Source organism: Clostridium sp. C8-1-8, from assembly GCF_009928445.1.
Classification (GTDB): domain Bacteria; phylum Bacillota; class Clostridia; order Clostridiales; family Clostridiaceae; genus Clostridium_AR.
In genome coordinates this window covers 105775-120946 of the sequence record NZ_JAABNO010000008.1, presented here as the reverse complement: position 1 = coordinate 120946, position 15172 = coordinate 105775, and the positions used below count along the sequence as shown (strand labels likewise).

Genomic DNA, 15172 nt, shown 5'->3' with positions numbered 1-15172 from the left:
TAGCAAAAGAGGGCATAGAATTGATAAAAACTTTTAGAGAGATATTTAGTTTATCCAATGACATAATTTTAACTGACGTTCAGAGTGAAGGTGTAAGAAAAGATATAGTTATCACAAATATGAGAAGGCTTAGAATTGGATTAAGCATATTGGTGGTTTTTGAAACACTTCTAGCAGTATTCTATGACTTAAATAAAATCGAAGCTGGATCAGTGGAAAATAGGTTGATTTATTTTGGATACTTATTTTTACATCTATCCATTGCATTGGTATCATTAATTGGCTTTATACTGTTTAATAGGGCTATAAATAAGAAGTTGATTAATAAAGCTAATATAAGGCTATATGAAGTACTTGTTTATTTAGCGCTGGGTTTAATATTAATTTTCCTTACTCTAATTACTGGACTTGATCAGATTACCACAGGTCAGATTATAGTTTTTGGAGTAAATATAATCTATAGTGGGCTGGTTATATTAATTAAACCTAAAGTAGAGAATGTGATGTATGCAATAACTTTTATTATATATATAATAGTTATTATTGTATTTCAGCATAATAGCGAAATTTTATTTTCAAATCTGATAAATGGAACCTTGCTATTTATTTCAGCGCTATTTCTATGTAAGTTTGTATATAATAATCACTTCATGCATTTGGCCAAGAATATAAAGTTGGAAGAAGTAAATAAGAGGTTACAGTATCTTTCAGACAACGATTTGCTTACAGGCATACCTAACAGAAGATATTTTATAGATAGTCTGAAGGAAGATATTCATAATACAAGTGAGGATAACAAAGGCTCCTCAATTTCTATAATGGATATTGATCATTTTAAGCAAATAAATGATACTTATGGACATCCAGCAGGAGATCTTGTACTAAAACAAATTGCATCTATATTAAATTCCAATATACAGAAGGAGGACATGGTAGCCAGATTTGGTGGTGAAGAATTTATCATACTGTTTTATGATACTTCTTTGGAAGAGGCTAAGATAAAGACCGATAACATTAGGAATGTAATAGATAAGTGTGTATTCAATTTTCAAAATCAAATAATTCACGTAACTGCAAGTTTTGGCATATCAGAATTAAATAATGTGACAGAAAAAGATTTTGATAAAGCTTATAGTACTGCTGATATGGCACTTTATAGAGCTAAAAAGAATGGAAGAAATAGAGTGGAACTAGGCATTTTTGAAGAATAAGTGGTATTGTTTTAGATAAATTTAAATTGATTTGGCATTGTTTTAAGTAATTGAGTTGAGCTATAATATATCTAAAGATAGTAAATTTGATTATAAGATGAGATTTATCTAAAAAGTAAAAAAATGATTGTAGGAGAGATAAGATGCTGAACAATATTATACAGGTAATAGTGGTATGTGTTGCAACCTTTGGGTTTGTGGGAGTATATAGAAAGTTTGATCTTCCAATGTTAGTAAGAAGGAATATAAAAATAAAAAATAATTTTATATTGTTGGCAGTTGTTAGCATAATATATTTAATACTAGAGTCTTTAACCGCACAGTTACTGTATTTCATACACGTTCCTGTGAATGCCGTATCAACCTTTGAGAGTATATTATTTGGATTCTTTTTAAGTCTTGCAGGAACTATGCCTTACAAAACAAATTATACAAAGAAAAAGTAGTACTAGCTATTTTAATAAAATAGGTATGTAAATATGGAGAGTTATGGGGTATAACTATGAAATATTATAATAAATTAGTTAGGGATAAAATTCCCAAGGTTATAGAAGATAGTGGGAAGAGTTGCAAATACATAAAAGCAAATAAAACAGATATACCTGGGTTACTTGTTAAAAAATTAGATGAAGAAGTGGTAGAGTTTAAGGAAGACAATAATCTAGAAGAACTTGCGGATATTATGGAAGTACTTTTTGGACTAGCTGAAAGTTTAGGCTTTAGTGAAGAGGAGTTAATAAATAAAAGGCAGGAAAAAAGTGCGGCAAGAGGAGGATTTAAGGATGGAATTGTTCTTGAATCTGTAGAAGAGTAGTAAGCTAGATACTAAATATTAGCTATGTTGAATTAACGTTTCTAATTACTAAACATAGACTAAATAACTATAAGAATATCTCTTTTTGTATAAATAAGAACCAATAAAAGTTACGCTTAAAGCCTCCTCTATAAGTTAGGGGAGGCTTTAAAAATATAAAATATGTGCAAGGGATAGATTAAGAGTATAGGGTTCCATTACGAAAACTTAAGTTACGCATGTTCGAAAATCGTGACTTCTGAGGATTTTCGAACACGCATAACTTAATAGTTGAAGTTGGAACCCTGTTTCTATATAAAAGGTGAAAGTTTCATTATTCCGTTGTTACCATTCTTTGATTGTTCCAAAATTATATATTCGCAAAGTTCTCTATACCTGCCTTCTCTACATAGGCTAATGACTAAAGTGTCTATAATAAAATCATCCTCATCTTTTTTTCCTAATACCAATTTTAATATGTTATAAATTTCGTCAATTTTTGGCTTGTTATCAACTAATAATAACTGTTTGACAGGTTCTTCTATAAAATCTGATTCTATAGGTTGACTTATATACTCAGAATTTAACCTTTGGGTAAGAATAAAAAGTGCAAACTCAAGCTTTCTCTTCTTTTCTATATCTATTCCGTTTATCAATCTCCAGTTGGCATATGGGTTTCTAGGATCAGGTGCTTTAGCCCTATTTAAAAGATTTACCATGTCATTTAACAAAGTAAGCTTTCTACTAAGCTCTTGGATTTTATCCTGCATTTCAATTATTAGTAGTTTTTCGTCCATAGTATACCATCCTTTTTACTGAAAATATTTATACATATTATAGCATAGATTTTAAAAATAGTAATTATTTTGAAATTAATATGTTGATTTACCAAAATATTATATAAATGATTTGAGTTTGACATAAGAATTCATAGAAAATTTCTAGAACATCTGGTATAACTAATTAAAAAGACATTTATAGTTCAGGATAGCATTCTTTTGGAGAATGAATTTAATACTAGGAGGAAAGTTATGATTTGGCAGCTAAAGAAGTTTAATGAGTTAAGTGGTGAAGAAATATATAAGCTTTTAAGACTTAGGAGTGAGGTTTTTGTAGTAGAACAGCAGTGCATCTATTTAGATCCTGATGGTAAAGACTTCAAGGCTTATCATTTATATTTAGAAGATGGTGGGGAAATCGTAGCTTGTACAAGAATATTTCCAAAGGGCATTGCTTATAGTGAGGCATCTATTGGTAGAGTAATAGTGAAAAAAGATTATCGAGGAAGAGAGTTAGCTAAAGATATGTTATCAAAGGCTATGGAATATCTTGAAGCAGTTCTAAAGGAATCAGTTATTAAAATTCAAGCACAAGCTTATTTATTTGATTTTTACAGAGGTTTTGGGTTTGAACCGATTTCTGAAGAATATTTAGAGGACGGAATTCCCCATATAGATATGGTTTGTAAAAAGTAATTTCTAATTTATGAGAGGTAAGATATATGAATTGTTTCATGATTGGTATGCATGAGGGATATGATTTTAATAAATTTAATAGAGATTTTCTAACAGGCTTCTATGGGGTAGAAGTCTGTTCTTTTAAAACAGAAAAGGAAATAGAATGTTTAGTGGAGCAATCTTGTGAGAAAGGTTTCAAGTACGGAGTACATTTTCCATTGAGAGCGGGATTTTCAGAGCATAGGGATGCACAGTTTTTAGCCTTGAATGAGAACATAAGAAAAAAAGCATATGTATATATAGAAAATGAGCTTCGATATATTAAGGAAAGACAGCTTAAACCAGAATATATATTATTCCATTATCCAAAGCCTGTGGTAATAAAAGAAGATTTTGATATGGTTAACTGGAGGTTTGCAGATAGAAGCGAATATGCTTATGAATCTCAGTACTCCTTTGAGGATCTTAAAGCAAGAACCGAATATTTGTTTAAATGGTTATCAATTAAAGCCATAGAGTATAACTTTGTTCCAGTCTTAGAGCTTGATGCCTTAAATAAATATATTTGTGCAAGTGGATTTTTAGAAGAGCTTCTGAATAGATATAATTCCATAAGGATTTGTTTAGATACTGGAAGATTGCAGCTTCAGAGTTTGATAGATAAAAATTTTGATGCCCTTAACATAATAGAAAGATTTGCAAAATACACAGATATTGTACATCTATGGAATGCTAGAATAGGAGAAAATAATCACTATCCAGCATTACCAGAGTTAAAAGAAGAAGACGGTTGGGCGCCAATAGAAAGATACCTGGATACTATTAAACAACAGAATACTAACTTTAAGATAATGTTTGAACACAGATCAGATCTCATAAGTGATCAACAGTTATACAGCTGTTATAGTTGGATAAAGTCAATTATAGAGAGCAAATAGAGTAAGGAAGAAAGGTGATTTATATAATGTGATTAATTAAAATTTGTTCCTATTTATGGTATAATTATATGCATATATGATGATTATATGGAGGTACAAATGAACAGTAGTTTAGATTTAGAGATAGTAAAAACTGAGGAAGATGTAATGAATATGTTGGACAACCTTCTGGAAAAAAGGGATAGTGAGTGGTGGAATAAATTTTATAAAAGAGATGAAAGTTCAGTTCCTTTTTTTAAGAACATTCCTGATGAAAACTTAGTATCGTATGTTGAAATGGGGATATTACATGGTGGAGATGCCTTAGATATAGGCTGCGGTAAAGGAAGAAATTCAATATACTTAGGGCAGAGCGGTTTTAAAGCTTTAGGAATTGATTTTTCTAATGCATCTATAGAATATGCAGAGAAACGTGCAAAAGAGCAGAAAACAGACGTGAAATTTATCTGTGAATCTATATTTGATCATAGTGATGATAAAAAATATGATTTTGTATATGATGGAGGATGCTTTCACCATATTAAGCCTCATAGAAGGAATAAGTATTTTGAAATAATATACGATAGCATGAAGGAAGATGGATATTTTGCAATGACTTGCTTTAATTTGAAAGGTGGCGCAAACATATCTGACTATGATGTATATAGAGACAAATCTATGAGTGGTGGAATGGGATTTTCTGAATATAAGTTAAAAAATATATTACAGCAGTATTTTGAGATAATAGAATTCAGAGAGATGAAGAAAGTAGAAGGTGGAGAGTGTTTTGGTGAATCCTTCCTATGGACAGTTTTAATGAAAAAGAAAGTATATTAATTTATTAGGAGGTAAAGCATGAGATTTGACGAGCTTGCAGGAAGTTGGGATACGGAAGAAAGAAGAAAAAGAGCAAAGATAGTAGCAGAAGAAATAAGAAAATCGGTTCCTTTCAGTAAAGAAAGCACTGCAATGGAGTTTGGTTGTGGTACTGGCCTCGTTAGCTTTAATCTTTATGAACATCTAAAAAGTATTACGCTTATTGATTCTTCAAAAAACATGGTTGAGGTTGTAAACTATAAGATAGAGCAATTTAATACTTCTAACTTGAAATCTTTTAATCTTGATATAATGGCTCAAGATAGTCTAAAAGAAAAATATGACTTAATATATAGTTCCATGGCTCTTCATCATATAAAAGATATAAAAGCAATTAGTGAAAAGTTTTATAGCATGATAAATCCAGAAGGTCATTTATGCATTGTGGATCTTAATGAAGAAGATGGAAGCTTTCATAAAAATGAAATTGGTTTTGATGGGCACAATGGGTTTAATCAACAGCAGCTAAAAGTTTTATTAGAGGAATGTGGTTTTAGTGAAGTAGAAGCTCATACATTTTATTATGATAATAAAAAAATAGATGAGGAATTAATAGATTACTCTTTATTTCTCATAAAAGGTAAAAAGAGTGTTAGATAAAAGCTCTATAAAGATAAAAGCGGAACCGAAGTTGTAAGCTAGATACAAATCATTTAAAATTAGAAAAATAGACCTATAAATCATACCCTTTGTTAAAATATACAATGTAAACGAATAGCATAGCAATATATTTATATACTATGCCAAATAGTAGAAACTATAAGTAAAGTTATGAATTAATTAATTTGATTGAGCAAATGTTAAAATATCGAGTTAATCCGACATAATAATCAATTCATAAATCTGAAAAAATAAGTATAATAGTATATATAAACTTAATAAGGAGTATGAAGATGAGCGATAATCAAATTTTTATCCCTGATAATGGAGACTTAGGACTTATTGTTTTAGAAAGCTGCAAAGCTTTAGGCCAGAAGATTGATGAGGAAATTAAATCAAGAAGAGGAACAAAAGAGTCATTCTTAATCCCTACTGAAGAAATACGCTTTTCCAATGGAGAAGGTAAGGTAAAGCTTTCAGAAACAGTTAGAGGTAAGGACATTTACATACTTTGTGATGTTGGAAATCATAGTTGCACATATAATATGTTTGGATTACAAACATTCAAGGGACCAGATGAGCATTTCCAAGATATAAAAAGAACCGTATCTGCAATAAGAGGAAAGGCAAGAAGAATCACTGTAATAATGCCGCTTCTTTATGCATCAAGACAACATAGAAGAAAAGGAAGAGAATCTCTTGATTGTGCTTTAGCATTGCAAGAACTTGAGAGATTAGGAGTTCAAGAGATATTGACTTTTGATGCTCATGATCCAAATGTTCAAAATGCTATACCATTATTGTCTTTTGAGAACCTATATCCTACTTATGATATATTAAAGACTTTTATTACTGAAGAGAAGTCAGCAGAAATAGATAAAGATAAGATGCTTGTAATTAGTCCTGATACAGGTGCTATGGATAGAGCAATCTACTATTCAAGTGTGTTAGGCTTAGATGTAGGTTTGTTCTATAAGAGAAGAGATCACTCAACAGTTATAAACGGAAAGAACCCAATTGTTAAGCATGAATATATGGGAAGAGACGTTGAAGGACAAGATGTACTTATAGTTGATGATATGATAGCTTCTGGAGAGTCTGTTTTAGATATCGCAAGAGAATTAAAGGCAAGAAAAGCAAGAAATGTTTATATAGCAGCTACTTTTGCATTCTTCACTGAAGGTGTAGATAAATTTAAGAAACTATATGAAGATGGTCTAATAACTAGAGTTTACTCCACAAACTTAACATATATATCTCCTGAAGTTCAACAGGCTGAATGGTTTAAGAAAGTTGATATGTCAGAGTTTATTGCAAGAATAATAAATAGATTGAATCATGACCAATCTATAGCTTCATACATGGATGCAACTTATGTAATCCACCAGTTATTAAAAAGCAGATCGTAGATAAAAATTATAGCATAAAGTAAAGGGATAAAATCTAGTTATAGATTTTATCCCTTTACTATTATGATTTGTTTATAGCAGGTTTTGATAAGAATATTAGTGTATTACTAAATTATTGATCCACTTTTTGGAAGCTATTCTTGGAAAGCCTACAATGAATTTTGCAACTTCTTCCATAAAGACAAAGATATATACCTTATCTATAGGAAGATTAAAGTATAAGCCAGCCAAAGCTACTAGTGGTACTCCTACAAGCCACATACCACCTATATCCAGTAGAAGACAGAATTTTGTATCGCCGCCGCTTCTTAATATACCAACTACATTTGTGTAGTTAAAGACTTTTATACATAAGAATATACCTAAAACATGAAGCAATGACTTTGAATAGTTGTGTACTTCAGGAGACACGTTGTAAGCATATAGTATATAAGGCGCACCGATATATATTACAAGTCCTACAAGTATACCTATTAAAGGATTCATTATAATGAACCTCTTAGCGTATAAGAAGGCTGTTTTTTCATCTTTTTCACCAATCTTTTGTCCTATCATTATTGCAGCTGCATTACCAAAACCTAAGAATATAACCATTGCTAGTCTGTCTATGGTGCTTACTATATTTGTTGATGCTATTATGGAAGTTCCCATATGAGCATAAATTACAGAGTAAACTGTAACTCCTAAAGCCCAAAGACTTTCATTCAATATAACAGGAATAGTTACCTTGAAAAATTTCTTTACGAAGTCTAGAGAAAGATCAAGCAATTCCTTAGGCTTTGCCGCCAATGGAAACTTAAATTTATAGACAACAAAGATCATTAGAATGAATTCAATTATACGAGCTATTAATGTTCCTAAGGCTGATCCGTATACTCCAAGACCAGGAATGCCAGCTACACCATAAACCATGGTAAAGTTTAGTACTGTGTTAACAGCAAGGGCAGTAACACTTACAAACATAGGAGCTTTTACTTGGCCGATACTTCTTAAAGTAGCTGCGTAAGCAAAAGAAATTGCAGTAACTATATAGCTTAAACATATTATTCTTAGGTAATTAGCTCCCATATTTATAACGGCAGGATCGTTAGAAAAAATGCTCATTATAGGTTTAGGAAAAATTAATGCCGCTAAAGTAAAAATTGATGATGCTGCTATGGATGAAATAAGACATATTCCAAGAACTCTTTTTATATTTTTTAAATCTTTATTTCCCCAGTATTGAGCTGTAAATATAGATGCGCCACTGACCACTCCAAACAATACAAGATTTAGTAAGAAAAACATTTGATTAGCTAGTCCAACACTTGCAATTGCTACTTCTCCAAGTCCACCAATTATTATATTATCGAAAAGGTTCAATGAAGATAATATGAAGTTTTGAAGTGCAATTGGAAGGGCTAGTTTTATAGTGGCATTGAAGAATTTTTTGTCAGAAAAAAGTGATAATAAGTTCATAGTATAACCTCCGTAAAATTATAAGCCATATAATTATAGCATAAACGGAGGTTACTTACATATTTAAAATAGGCTCTGTTAAAGTACTGTGTTGAAATTAAGTGGTCAGTCATCCGATGCTTAGATGAGCTTGCGCAAAGAATTAATATGATCTTGTCATATTCCATGGCTAAAACTGCAAACTCACTACGTTCGAACATACAGTTTTACTCTTTATTTAACCATTCACTCTTTATAAATCTTATGTACCTTAATTTTAAGTATATTAAGAATGCCATTAAGATAAAGAGAGAATATGTCGCCTGCCAGAATTTCTTCACATACGTTCAGAAAAGGCAGATGCGCAAAAAATCACTAATGAAGAACGTATTAATGATTTTTAAAGCCATTCCATCTGAAAAAAATCATTTAATTCTAATAGCTCGCTCATATAGCATCTCCTTCATGACCATTTAATTTCAACAATATTATTAAAAATAGCCTTAAAATAAAGTTCTGTATAGTCTTGTATTGCAGTAAAATTAATATTTTCGGAAGCTCCTATTAGAACCTAGATGAGCATTGGAAATCGATTCTGGAATGAAGTGTTGTATTTTCATATAATGCTTAGACTTAAGATGCAATTATATATGAACATAAAAAATTGTAGTACTTAAACTACTGCTTTAGCTTACCTACAACAGTCAAATCTTTCAATACACTAGTTCCATGAGATGACTGTCTTATTTCTTTGGATAAGTCTTTGCCAGCAGTTATACCATCTTCATGCATACCGTTTTTCCAGTTTTTAGCATGAGTCACATCATACACTACCCCATCTACAGCCACGTAAGCTGGGTTTCCATTTTTTCCATCATACTTTTGTAGCTCATCTAAGGTAAAAATTTTACCTGTTGGATTTTGTTGCTCAATTGTAGTATCGCTTTTATTAGTGCTTGTAGTAGAGTTTTTATTGCTATTAGTCCCATTTGTGGTGTTATTGGTTGAACTTCCGGTTGTATTACTTGAATTGTTGCTAGTAGCAGGTTGCTTAGTACATCCTATTGCTGTAAAGGCTGTAAAAATTAAAATAGCACATAATAAGGTTGATAGTTTTTTTCTCATGTAATCACCTCCTTATGTGTAGTTATTTACTAGTTATATTATAAATATTCCATTCTTATAAAAACTATTTTGTAATATAGCGCGTTATGTCGTATCCTATAGTTAGGATGCTTTAAACATTTATTTTAGATTAAACAGTTTCAATTTATTGGTTTGTAGTCACGTGTTACAAGTACTTATGAAAAGAATTAATGTGATTTTAATAATTGAAGAGGTGAGAGAATTGAAAAAGAAAAAAATATTAGTTATCGGTAGTCTTAATATAGATTGGGTAATACCAGTAAGTCATATGCCAAAGGAAGGAGAGACTATTATAGGTGGAAACTACACTGAAATACCTGGTGGTAAGGGAGCAAATCAAGCTTATGGAGCTGCTAGACTTGGTGGAAGTGTTACAATGCTGGGAATGGTAGGCGATGATCATATGGGAGGAAAACTAATAAATAATCTTATATCACAAAATATTGATGTTTCTAGAATAGAGAGATGTAAAAATATAAATTCTGGACTTGCAATAATTTATGTAAATAAAGACGGTGAAAATAGTATAGTAGTTCTACCAGGTGCTAACTCTATGGTAGATAAGAACTATATAGATAAAAATTCTGAACTTGTATCCCATAGCGACCTTATAGTAATGCAAATGGAGATACCAAAAGAAACAGTTTATTATGCCATAGAGAAAGCTTATGCGGAAAACAAGAAGATAATACTTAATCCAGCTCCAGCACCAGAATATTTAGATGATTATATATTGAGTAAGATTGATTTTTTAACACCTAATGAAACTGAGCTAGAAAAGCTTACTGGGAAGGAAGTTGTAGATATTCCTACAGCAATTGAAGCTTCAAAAGCTTTAATAGGTAAAGGGGTAAAAAATGTCATAGCAACCTTAGGAGAAAAAGGCTCACTTCTTGTGAGCGGTGATAAATCAATTGTATTTGAAGTCCAAAAAGTAAAAGCTATTGATACAACTGCAGCTGGTGACTGCTTTAATGCAGCTTTAGCTGTTGCATTAAGCGAAGGTGAACCTATAGAAGAATCTATCGAATTTGCAAATAAGGCTGCTGCAATATCTGTAACTAGAAAAGGGGCTCAACCCTCTATGCCCTTCAGAAATGAATTAAGCTTAGTATAAAACATTAGAAATAATATGTTTATTATATAAGAGTTTAATGCTAACAGCTAACCTGCATACATGTCATCGTAAAACTAACCACTGGGTTTCAACAGTATTTTTATATACAAATGCAAATTAAAGTTTTATTCTGGTGAGGCTGATAGGGTTCCTAACTCAACTATTAAGTTATATGTGCCCGATAATCACCAGAAGCCGAGATTATATAACACCTATAACTTAAGTTTCGAAATAGAAACCCTAGATTACAATTCATATTAAAGATAGCTATCTATTACAAAGATTTTAGAATTAGTTTAGAAATATTTAATAATTAATTACATCTAAGTTTAGAATATTAATGTACAATAAAAATAGATAATAGTATTTAGTTTAAAAATAATACACATAGATAGTACATGGGGGGAATTTTGGATGAAAAAGAAAGTAATAGCTATAGTAATTGTAGCAGTAGTTGTAGTTGGAGGATTTGGGATATTAGGCAGTAAAAAGAAAGCCACAAACTTCGTAAGTGTAAAAACCGCAAGCGTATCAACAGGAGATATACAGTCTTATCTTTCCACCACTGCTACAATAAAATCAAAAAACAGCAAGGATTACTACCCAGTTCAAGGGAAGGTAAAAAAGGTGAATGTTAAGGTTGGAGATGCTGTTAAAAAAGGACAAGTGCTTGTTGAATTTGATATAACAGATCCAAACACCAGTGTAAAGCAAGCACAACTAGGTTATGATAATGCGTTGCTTACAAAGCAGATGCAAATAGATGCCAATAATGATGCTAAGAATACTATGGCTGATTTAGATAAGCAAATAGCAGATTTAAATAATCAAATTAATGATGCAAAAAAGAATCCTCAGGCAGCTGCTAATTTAGTGTCATATCAGACACAATTATCTCAGACTCAAGCAAAAAGAGATGCAGCAAAGATTCCATATAGTGATGAACAGTTAAAGCAAGCAGATAACAACATCGCACTTCAAAAGCTAACTTTAGATACAGCAAAAGATAATCTTTCAAAAACTCAAAGTACTATAGTTGCAGATTTTGATGGAGTAGTCACTGCATTAAATGTAGCTGAAGGTGCAGCTGCTACAATGTCAGCTCAACCTGCTGTGACTGTACAAGATGTAGACAACTTAAAAGCTGTTATGTCAGTTGGCAAGTTCGATGCAGCAAAGATACAACTTGGTCAAGATGCTGTTATAAAAAGTGGAGATAAGAAGCTTAAAGGTAAGGTTTCATACATAGGACCTGCAGCTAAAACTACCACCTCTGCTACAGGTACAGAGTCTACACTTCCAGTAGAGATTGATATTGCAGATAAGCCAGAAGGTTTGAAAATTGATTTTGACACAGACGTTGATGTGCTTCTTGGACAGGCTACAAATGTTGTAAAGGTACCAGCAGAAAGCTTGAGAACTGATAAAAACGATAGAAACTATTTATATGTGCTAAGTGGCGGAAAAGCAGTAGAAAAAGAAGTTAAGCTTGGGCTTCAGTCTGATATGGAGGCACAAGTAACTGAAGGTTTATCAAATGGCGATAAGGTTATACTTAATCCAAGCTCAAGTGTTAAAAACGGAGTTACAGTTAAAGAAGCAGGTGATGGTAAGTAATGTTAGAAGTTAAAGACATAGTAAAAAGATACGTTAACGGAGATATTGATTTTACAGCACTAAAAGGTATTAACCTTAAGATTGAAAAAGGTGAGTTTACATCAATTATGGGCCCTTCAGGTTCAGGAAAATCAACGATGATGAACATAATAGGCTGCTTAGATAGAATGGATAGTGGAACATATATACTGAATAATAAAAATGTTTCTAATCTAACAGATAAAGAACTTGCATTTATAAGAAATAAAGAAATAGGCTTTGTTTTTCAGGCTTTTAACCTTTTACCAAGAATGACTATATTAGAAAACGTAGAACTGCCAATGGTATATGCTGGTGTTCCTAGGAAGGAAAGAAGAGAAAAGGCTTTAGCTGCCTTGGAGAAGGTTGGACTAGGGCAAAGAATTAAACATAAGCCAAATGAAATATCTGGTGGACAAAAGCAGAGGGTAGCTATTGCTCGTGCTATAGTTAATACACCAGCGGTCATAATGGCCGATGAACCTACAGGAAATCTAGATACTCAGTCTTCTATAGAAATTATGAAAATATTTCAGGACTTGAACAACGAGGGAGCAACTGTAATAATGGTTACTCACGAACCTGATATCGCTCAGCACACAAAGAGAGTTGTCAGATTTAAGGATGGACTTATAGTTGACGATTACCTTGTTGAAGACAGAATAATTCTATAGGAGGAATACAAATGAGTGGAATAAGTAGTTTACTTGAAAATTTTAAAATGGCCATTGATAGCATTGTTTCAAATAAAATGCGTTCTTTCCTTACAATGCTGGGTATAATAATAGGTATAAGTTCAGTTATTGCCATTATTTCTCTTGGACAAGGCGGACAAAATTCCATAACAGGAGAGTTTGCAAAGCTTGGAGCATCTACAGTAAATGTGAGTACAGATACCAGTAAAGCCACTGAGAGTGATAGCATAACCTTTGAAGATATAAAACAGATAAAAAACAAAGTAGACACTGCAAGATATGTAGCTCCTAGTGTTTCAAAAACTGGTGTAGCAATTTCAGATACTAGTAACAAAAAAGCTAGTATTGCAGGTACTAATACTGATGGCTTCATTATACAAAACATAGAATTCTTATACGGAAGAGCCTTTAATGAAAGAGAGTATACTGAAGGAAAAAATGTTGTGATCATAGATGAAGATTCTGCTAATGATTTGTTTGGATATACTGATGTTACAGGTAAAAGTATAAAGATAGGATCTGCAAAGTCACCAATAAAAGCCACTATTATAGGGGTTACTACCTCACCATTTGGAACAACATTTAAAAATGTTGGTAGAAATCAAAGACCAGGCATATTTTATGTACCTGCAACTTTACTTAAAAGTATGTATTCAAATGAATTTTCTATAGACAGAATTAGCATTATGGCAAGTGACAAAGAAGCTTTAGAAGAAACAGGAAACAGTGCAAAGAATGTTTTAGAGAGCAGACATAATAATAGAGGCAAAGATATCTATACGGCTCAAGGAGCTTTAAGCCAGCTTGAGCAAATAAATAATGTACTTGGTATATTCACTACCTTTATAGGTGCAGTTGCAGCTATATCGCTTTTAGTAGGTGGAATAGGAGTTATGAATATAATGCTTGTTTCTGTAACTGAAAGAACAAGAGAAATAGGCATTAGGAAGGCCATTGGAGCTACAACAGGTAAGATACTTCTGCAATTCCTTACAGAATCTGTTATAATTTCTCTAATTGGTGGAATAATTGGATTAATAATTGGAATAGTAGGAGCATACGGTATAGGAAGCTTCGCTAATATAACACCTTCCTTATCAGCAACTGCAATTGTAGGGGTAATCGCATTCTCTTCAGCAGTTGGTATATTCTTTGGAATTTATCCTGCTAGGAAAGCAGCTAAACTTGACCCTATTGACGCATTAAGGTATGAATAAGAAATAATTGTATAGGAGTAGATTATTATGAAATTTGTAAATAGGCTAACAATGACTAGGTTATTTCTTGCAACAGTATTTTTGATATTTATGTCAGTTAAAGGAATACCTTTTAGAAGAAGTAGTGCTACAGTTATTTTTATTGCAGCTACAGTAATAGATGTTTTCTATGAAAACTTCATCAAAAAAGAAAATAAATCCAATAAGTTAATAATATTGATAAATTCTTTGGTAGATAAGCTGCTTGTGACTACAGCTCTAATTTTTCTAGTGGAAACTAATGTGATTCCAAGCTTAGTTGCAATAGTAGTAATCTCTATTGAATTTGCCATAGGAGGTCTTGTAACAATAGGGACCTCAGATGGTCTTAATCTAGCTAAAAGTACTCTAGAAAAGGTAAAGACAGTATTACAAATGACGGCTATAATAACTCTTCTTTCTAAGATGAGCATAGAACATAGCTTCCATGAGGTTAAAGCGCATTTGTCAAATAGTTTTATCGGTATGGTTCCAAATATGATACTATATTTGGCTTTAATAGCAACAGTAATATATGCTGTGGATTATTTTATAAAGAACAAAAAGTTTATTAGGACAGATATCTAAGCTGACACAATTTAATCCAAAATCTATTTTCAAAACTCTTCTTGATTCTGAGAGTG

Annotated in this window: 16 protein-coding genes; 13 read left to right on the top strand and 3 right to left on the bottom strand. The window is 31.9% G+C overall.

Annotated elements, in window-relative coordinates:
• Nucleotides 1-20 precede the first annotated feature (20 nt).
• The 3 genes from GXK57_RS10515 to GXK57_RS10505 all read left to right on the top strand — a co-directional run bounded on the left by GXK57_RS10515 (nucleotide 21) and on the right by GXK57_RS10505 (nucleotide 2025).
• Nucleotides 21-1211, top strand: coding sequence for a GGDEF domain-containing protein (locus tag GXK57_RS10515; RefSeq protein WP_160675540.1), 1191 nt, complete (start codon nucleotides 21-23; stop codon nucleotides 1209-1211).
• A gap of 143 nt (nucleotides 1212-1354) precedes the next feature.
• Nucleotides 1355-1657 carry a hypothetical protein gene (locus GXK57_RS10510; RefSeq protein WP_160675537.1) on the top strand — a complete coding sequence of 101 codons (303 nt, stop codon included), beginning with the start codon at nucleotides 1355-1357 and terminating at the stop codon, nucleotides 1655-1657.
• 56 nt (nucleotides 1658-1713) lie between these two features.
• On the top strand, nucleotides 1714-2025 hold the full coding sequence (locus GXK57_RS10505) for a nucleoside triphosphate pyrophosphohydrolase (RefSeq protein WP_160675534.1): 312 nt from the start codon (nucleotides 1714-1716) through the stop codon (nucleotides 2023-2025).
• Nucleotides 2026-2315: 290 nt separating this feature from the next.
• On the opposite strand, the gene GXK57_RS10500 is transcribed toward GXK57_RS10505, so the two are convergent.
• Nucleotides 2316-2801 carry a hypothetical protein gene (locus tag GXK57_RS10500; protein ID WP_160675531.1) on the bottom strand — a complete coding sequence of 162 codons (486 nt, stop codon included), beginning with the start codon at nucleotides 2799-2801 and terminating at the stop codon, nucleotides 2316-2318.
• Nucleotides 2802-3035: 234 nt separating this feature from the next.
• Between GXK57_RS10500 and GXK57_RS10495 the strand changes: the two genes are divergently transcribed.
• The 5 genes from GXK57_RS10495 (at nucleotide 3036) to GXK57_RS10475 (ending at nucleotide 7263) form a co-directional block, all read left to right on the top strand.
• Complete coding sequence (locus GXK57_RS10495) at nucleotides 3036-3479, top strand: GNAT family N-acetyltransferase (RefSeq protein ID WP_160675528.1); 444 nt, start codon at nucleotides 3036-3038, stop codon at nucleotides 3477-3479.
• A gap of 26 nt (nucleotides 3480-3505) precedes the next feature.
• Entirely contained in the window at nucleotides 3506-4399 is an 894-nt protein-coding gene (locus GXK57_RS10490; RefSeq protein ID WP_160675525.1) for a sugar phosphate isomerase/epimerase, read from the top strand.
• A 99-nt stretch (nucleotides 4400-4498) separates the two neighbouring features.
• On the top strand, nucleotides 4499-5215 hold the full coding sequence (locus tag GXK57_RS10485) for a class I SAM-dependent methyltransferase (RefSeq protein ID WP_160675522.1): 717 nt from the start codon (nucleotides 4499-4501) through the stop codon (nucleotides 5213-5215).
• Between the two features lie 18 nt (nucleotides 5216-5233).
• On the top strand, nucleotides 5234-5854 hold the full coding sequence (locus GXK57_RS10480) for a class I SAM-dependent methyltransferase (RefSeq protein WP_160675519.1): 621 nt from the start codon (nucleotides 5234-5236) through the stop codon (nucleotides 5852-5854).
• Nucleotides 5855-6147: 293 nt separating this feature from the next.
• Nucleotides 6148-7263: a ribose-phosphate pyrophosphokinase gene (locus GXK57_RS10475; protein WP_160675516.1), complete on the top strand. Its 1116-nt coding sequence runs from the start codon at nucleotides 6148-6150 to the stop codon at nucleotides 7261-7263.
• 96 nt (nucleotides 7264-7359) lie between these two features.
• Here GXK57_RS10475 and GXK57_RS10470 read toward each other — a convergent pair whose 3' ends face one another.
• A complete protein-coding gene (locus GXK57_RS10470) occupies nucleotides 7360-8721 on the bottom strand; it encodes an MATE family efflux transporter (RefSeq protein WP_160675513.1) in 1362 nt (453 codons plus the stop codon).
• A gap of 657 nt (nucleotides 8722-9378) precedes the next feature.
• Nucleotides 9379-9825: a cytochrome b5 domain-containing protein gene (locus tag GXK57_RS10465; RefSeq protein WP_160675510.1), complete on the bottom strand. Its 447-nt coding sequence runs from the start codon at nucleotides 9823-9825 to the stop codon at nucleotides 9379-9381.
• A gap of 223 nt (nucleotides 9826-10048) precedes the next feature.
• Here GXK57_RS10465 and rbsK point away from each other — a divergent pair, with 223 nt between their 5' ends.
• The 5 genes from rbsK to GXK57_RS10440 all read left to right on the top strand — a co-directional run bounded on the left by rbsK (nucleotide 10049) and on the right by GXK57_RS10440 (nucleotide 15116).
• Nucleotides 10049-10963, top strand: a complete 915-nt coding sequence (rbsK, locus tag GXK57_RS10460; protein ID WP_243156404.1) for a ribokinase — start codon at nucleotides 10049-10051, stop codon at nucleotides 10961-10963.
• Between the two features lie 414 nt (nucleotides 10964-11377).
• A complete protein-coding gene (locus tag GXK57_RS10455) occupies nucleotides 11378-12580 on the top strand; it encodes an HlyD family efflux transporter periplasmic adaptor subunit (protein ID WP_160675504.1) in 1203 nt (400 codons plus the stop codon).
• Entirely contained in the window at nucleotides 12580-13272 is a 693-nt protein-coding gene (locus GXK57_RS10450) for an ABC transporter ATP-binding protein (protein WP_160675501.1), read from the top strand. Before GXK57_RS10455 ends, GXK57_RS10450 begins: the two co-directional genes overlap by 1 nt.
• A gap of 11 nt (nucleotides 13273-13283) precedes the next feature.
• Nucleotides 13284-14510 (top strand): ABC transporter permease, encoded by a 1227-nt coding sequence (locus GXK57_RS10445; RefSeq protein WP_160675498.1) that lies wholly within the window; start codon nucleotides 13284-13286, stop codon nucleotides 14508-14510.
• Nucleotides 14511-14537: 27 nt separating this feature from the next.
• On the top strand, nucleotides 14538-15116 hold the full coding sequence (locus GXK57_RS10440) for a CDP-alcohol phosphatidyltransferase family protein (RefSeq protein ID WP_160675495.1): 579 nt from the start codon (nucleotides 14538-14540) through the stop codon (nucleotides 15114-15116).
• The last annotated feature ends 56 nt before the right edge of the window (nucleotides 15117-15172 follow it).

Excerpts from the sequence above, each read along its gene's own strand:
- GXK57_RS10510 (WP_160675537.1), top strand. The coding sequence starts at position 1,355 with ATGCTGAACAATATTATACAGGTAATAGTGGTATGTGTTGCAACCTTT.
- GXK57_RS10505 (WP_160675534.1), top strand. The coding sequence starts at position 1,714 with ATGAAATATTATAATAAATTAGTTAGGGATAAAATTCCCAAGGTTATA.
- GXK57_RS10500 (WP_160675531.1), bottom strand. The coding sequence starts at position 2,801 with ATGGACGAAAAACTACTAATAATTGAAATGCAGGATAAAATCCAAGAG.
- GXK57_RS10495 (WP_160675528.1), top strand. The coding sequence starts at position 3,036 with ATGATTTGGCAGCTAAAGAAGTTTAATGAGTTAAGTGGTGAAGAAATA.
- GXK57_RS10490 (WP_160675525.1), top strand. The coding sequence starts at position 3,506 with ATGAATTGTTTCATGATTGGTATGCATGAGGGATATGATTTTAATAAA.
- GXK57_RS10485 (WP_160675522.1), top strand. The coding sequence starts at position 4,499 with ATGAACAGTAGTTTAGATTTAGAGATAGTAAAAACTGAGGAAGATGTA.
- GXK57_RS10480 (WP_160675519.1), top strand. The coding sequence starts at position 5,234 with ATGAGATTTGACGAGCTTGCAGGAAGTTGGGATACGGAAGAAAGAAGA.
- GXK57_RS10475 (WP_160675516.1), top strand. The coding sequence starts at position 6,148 with ATGAGCGATAATCAAATTTTTATCCCTGATAATGGAGACTTAGGACTT.
- GXK57_RS10470 (WP_160675513.1), bottom strand. The coding sequence starts at position 8,721 with ATGAACTTATTATCACTTTTTTCTGACAAAAAATTCTTCAATGCCACT.
- GXK57_RS10465 (WP_160675510.1), bottom strand. The coding sequence starts at position 9,825 with ATGAGAAAAAAACTATCAACCTTATTATGTGCTATTTTAATTTTTACA.
- GXK57_RS10455 (WP_160675504.1), top strand. The coding sequence starts at position 11,378 with ATGAAAAAGAAAGTAATAGCTATAGTAATTGTAGCAGTAGTTGTAGTT.
- GXK57_RS10450 (WP_160675501.1), top strand. The coding sequence starts at position 12,580 with ATGTTAGAAGTTAAAGACATAGTAAAAAGATACGTTAACGGAGATATT.
- GXK57_RS10445 (WP_160675498.1), top strand. The coding sequence starts at position 13,284 with ATGAGTGGAATAAGTAGTTTACTTGAAAATTTTAAAATGGCCATTGAT.
- GXK57_RS10440 (WP_160675495.1), top strand. The coding sequence starts at position 14,538 with ATGAAATTTGTAAATAGGCTAACAATGACTAGGTTATTTCTTGCAACA.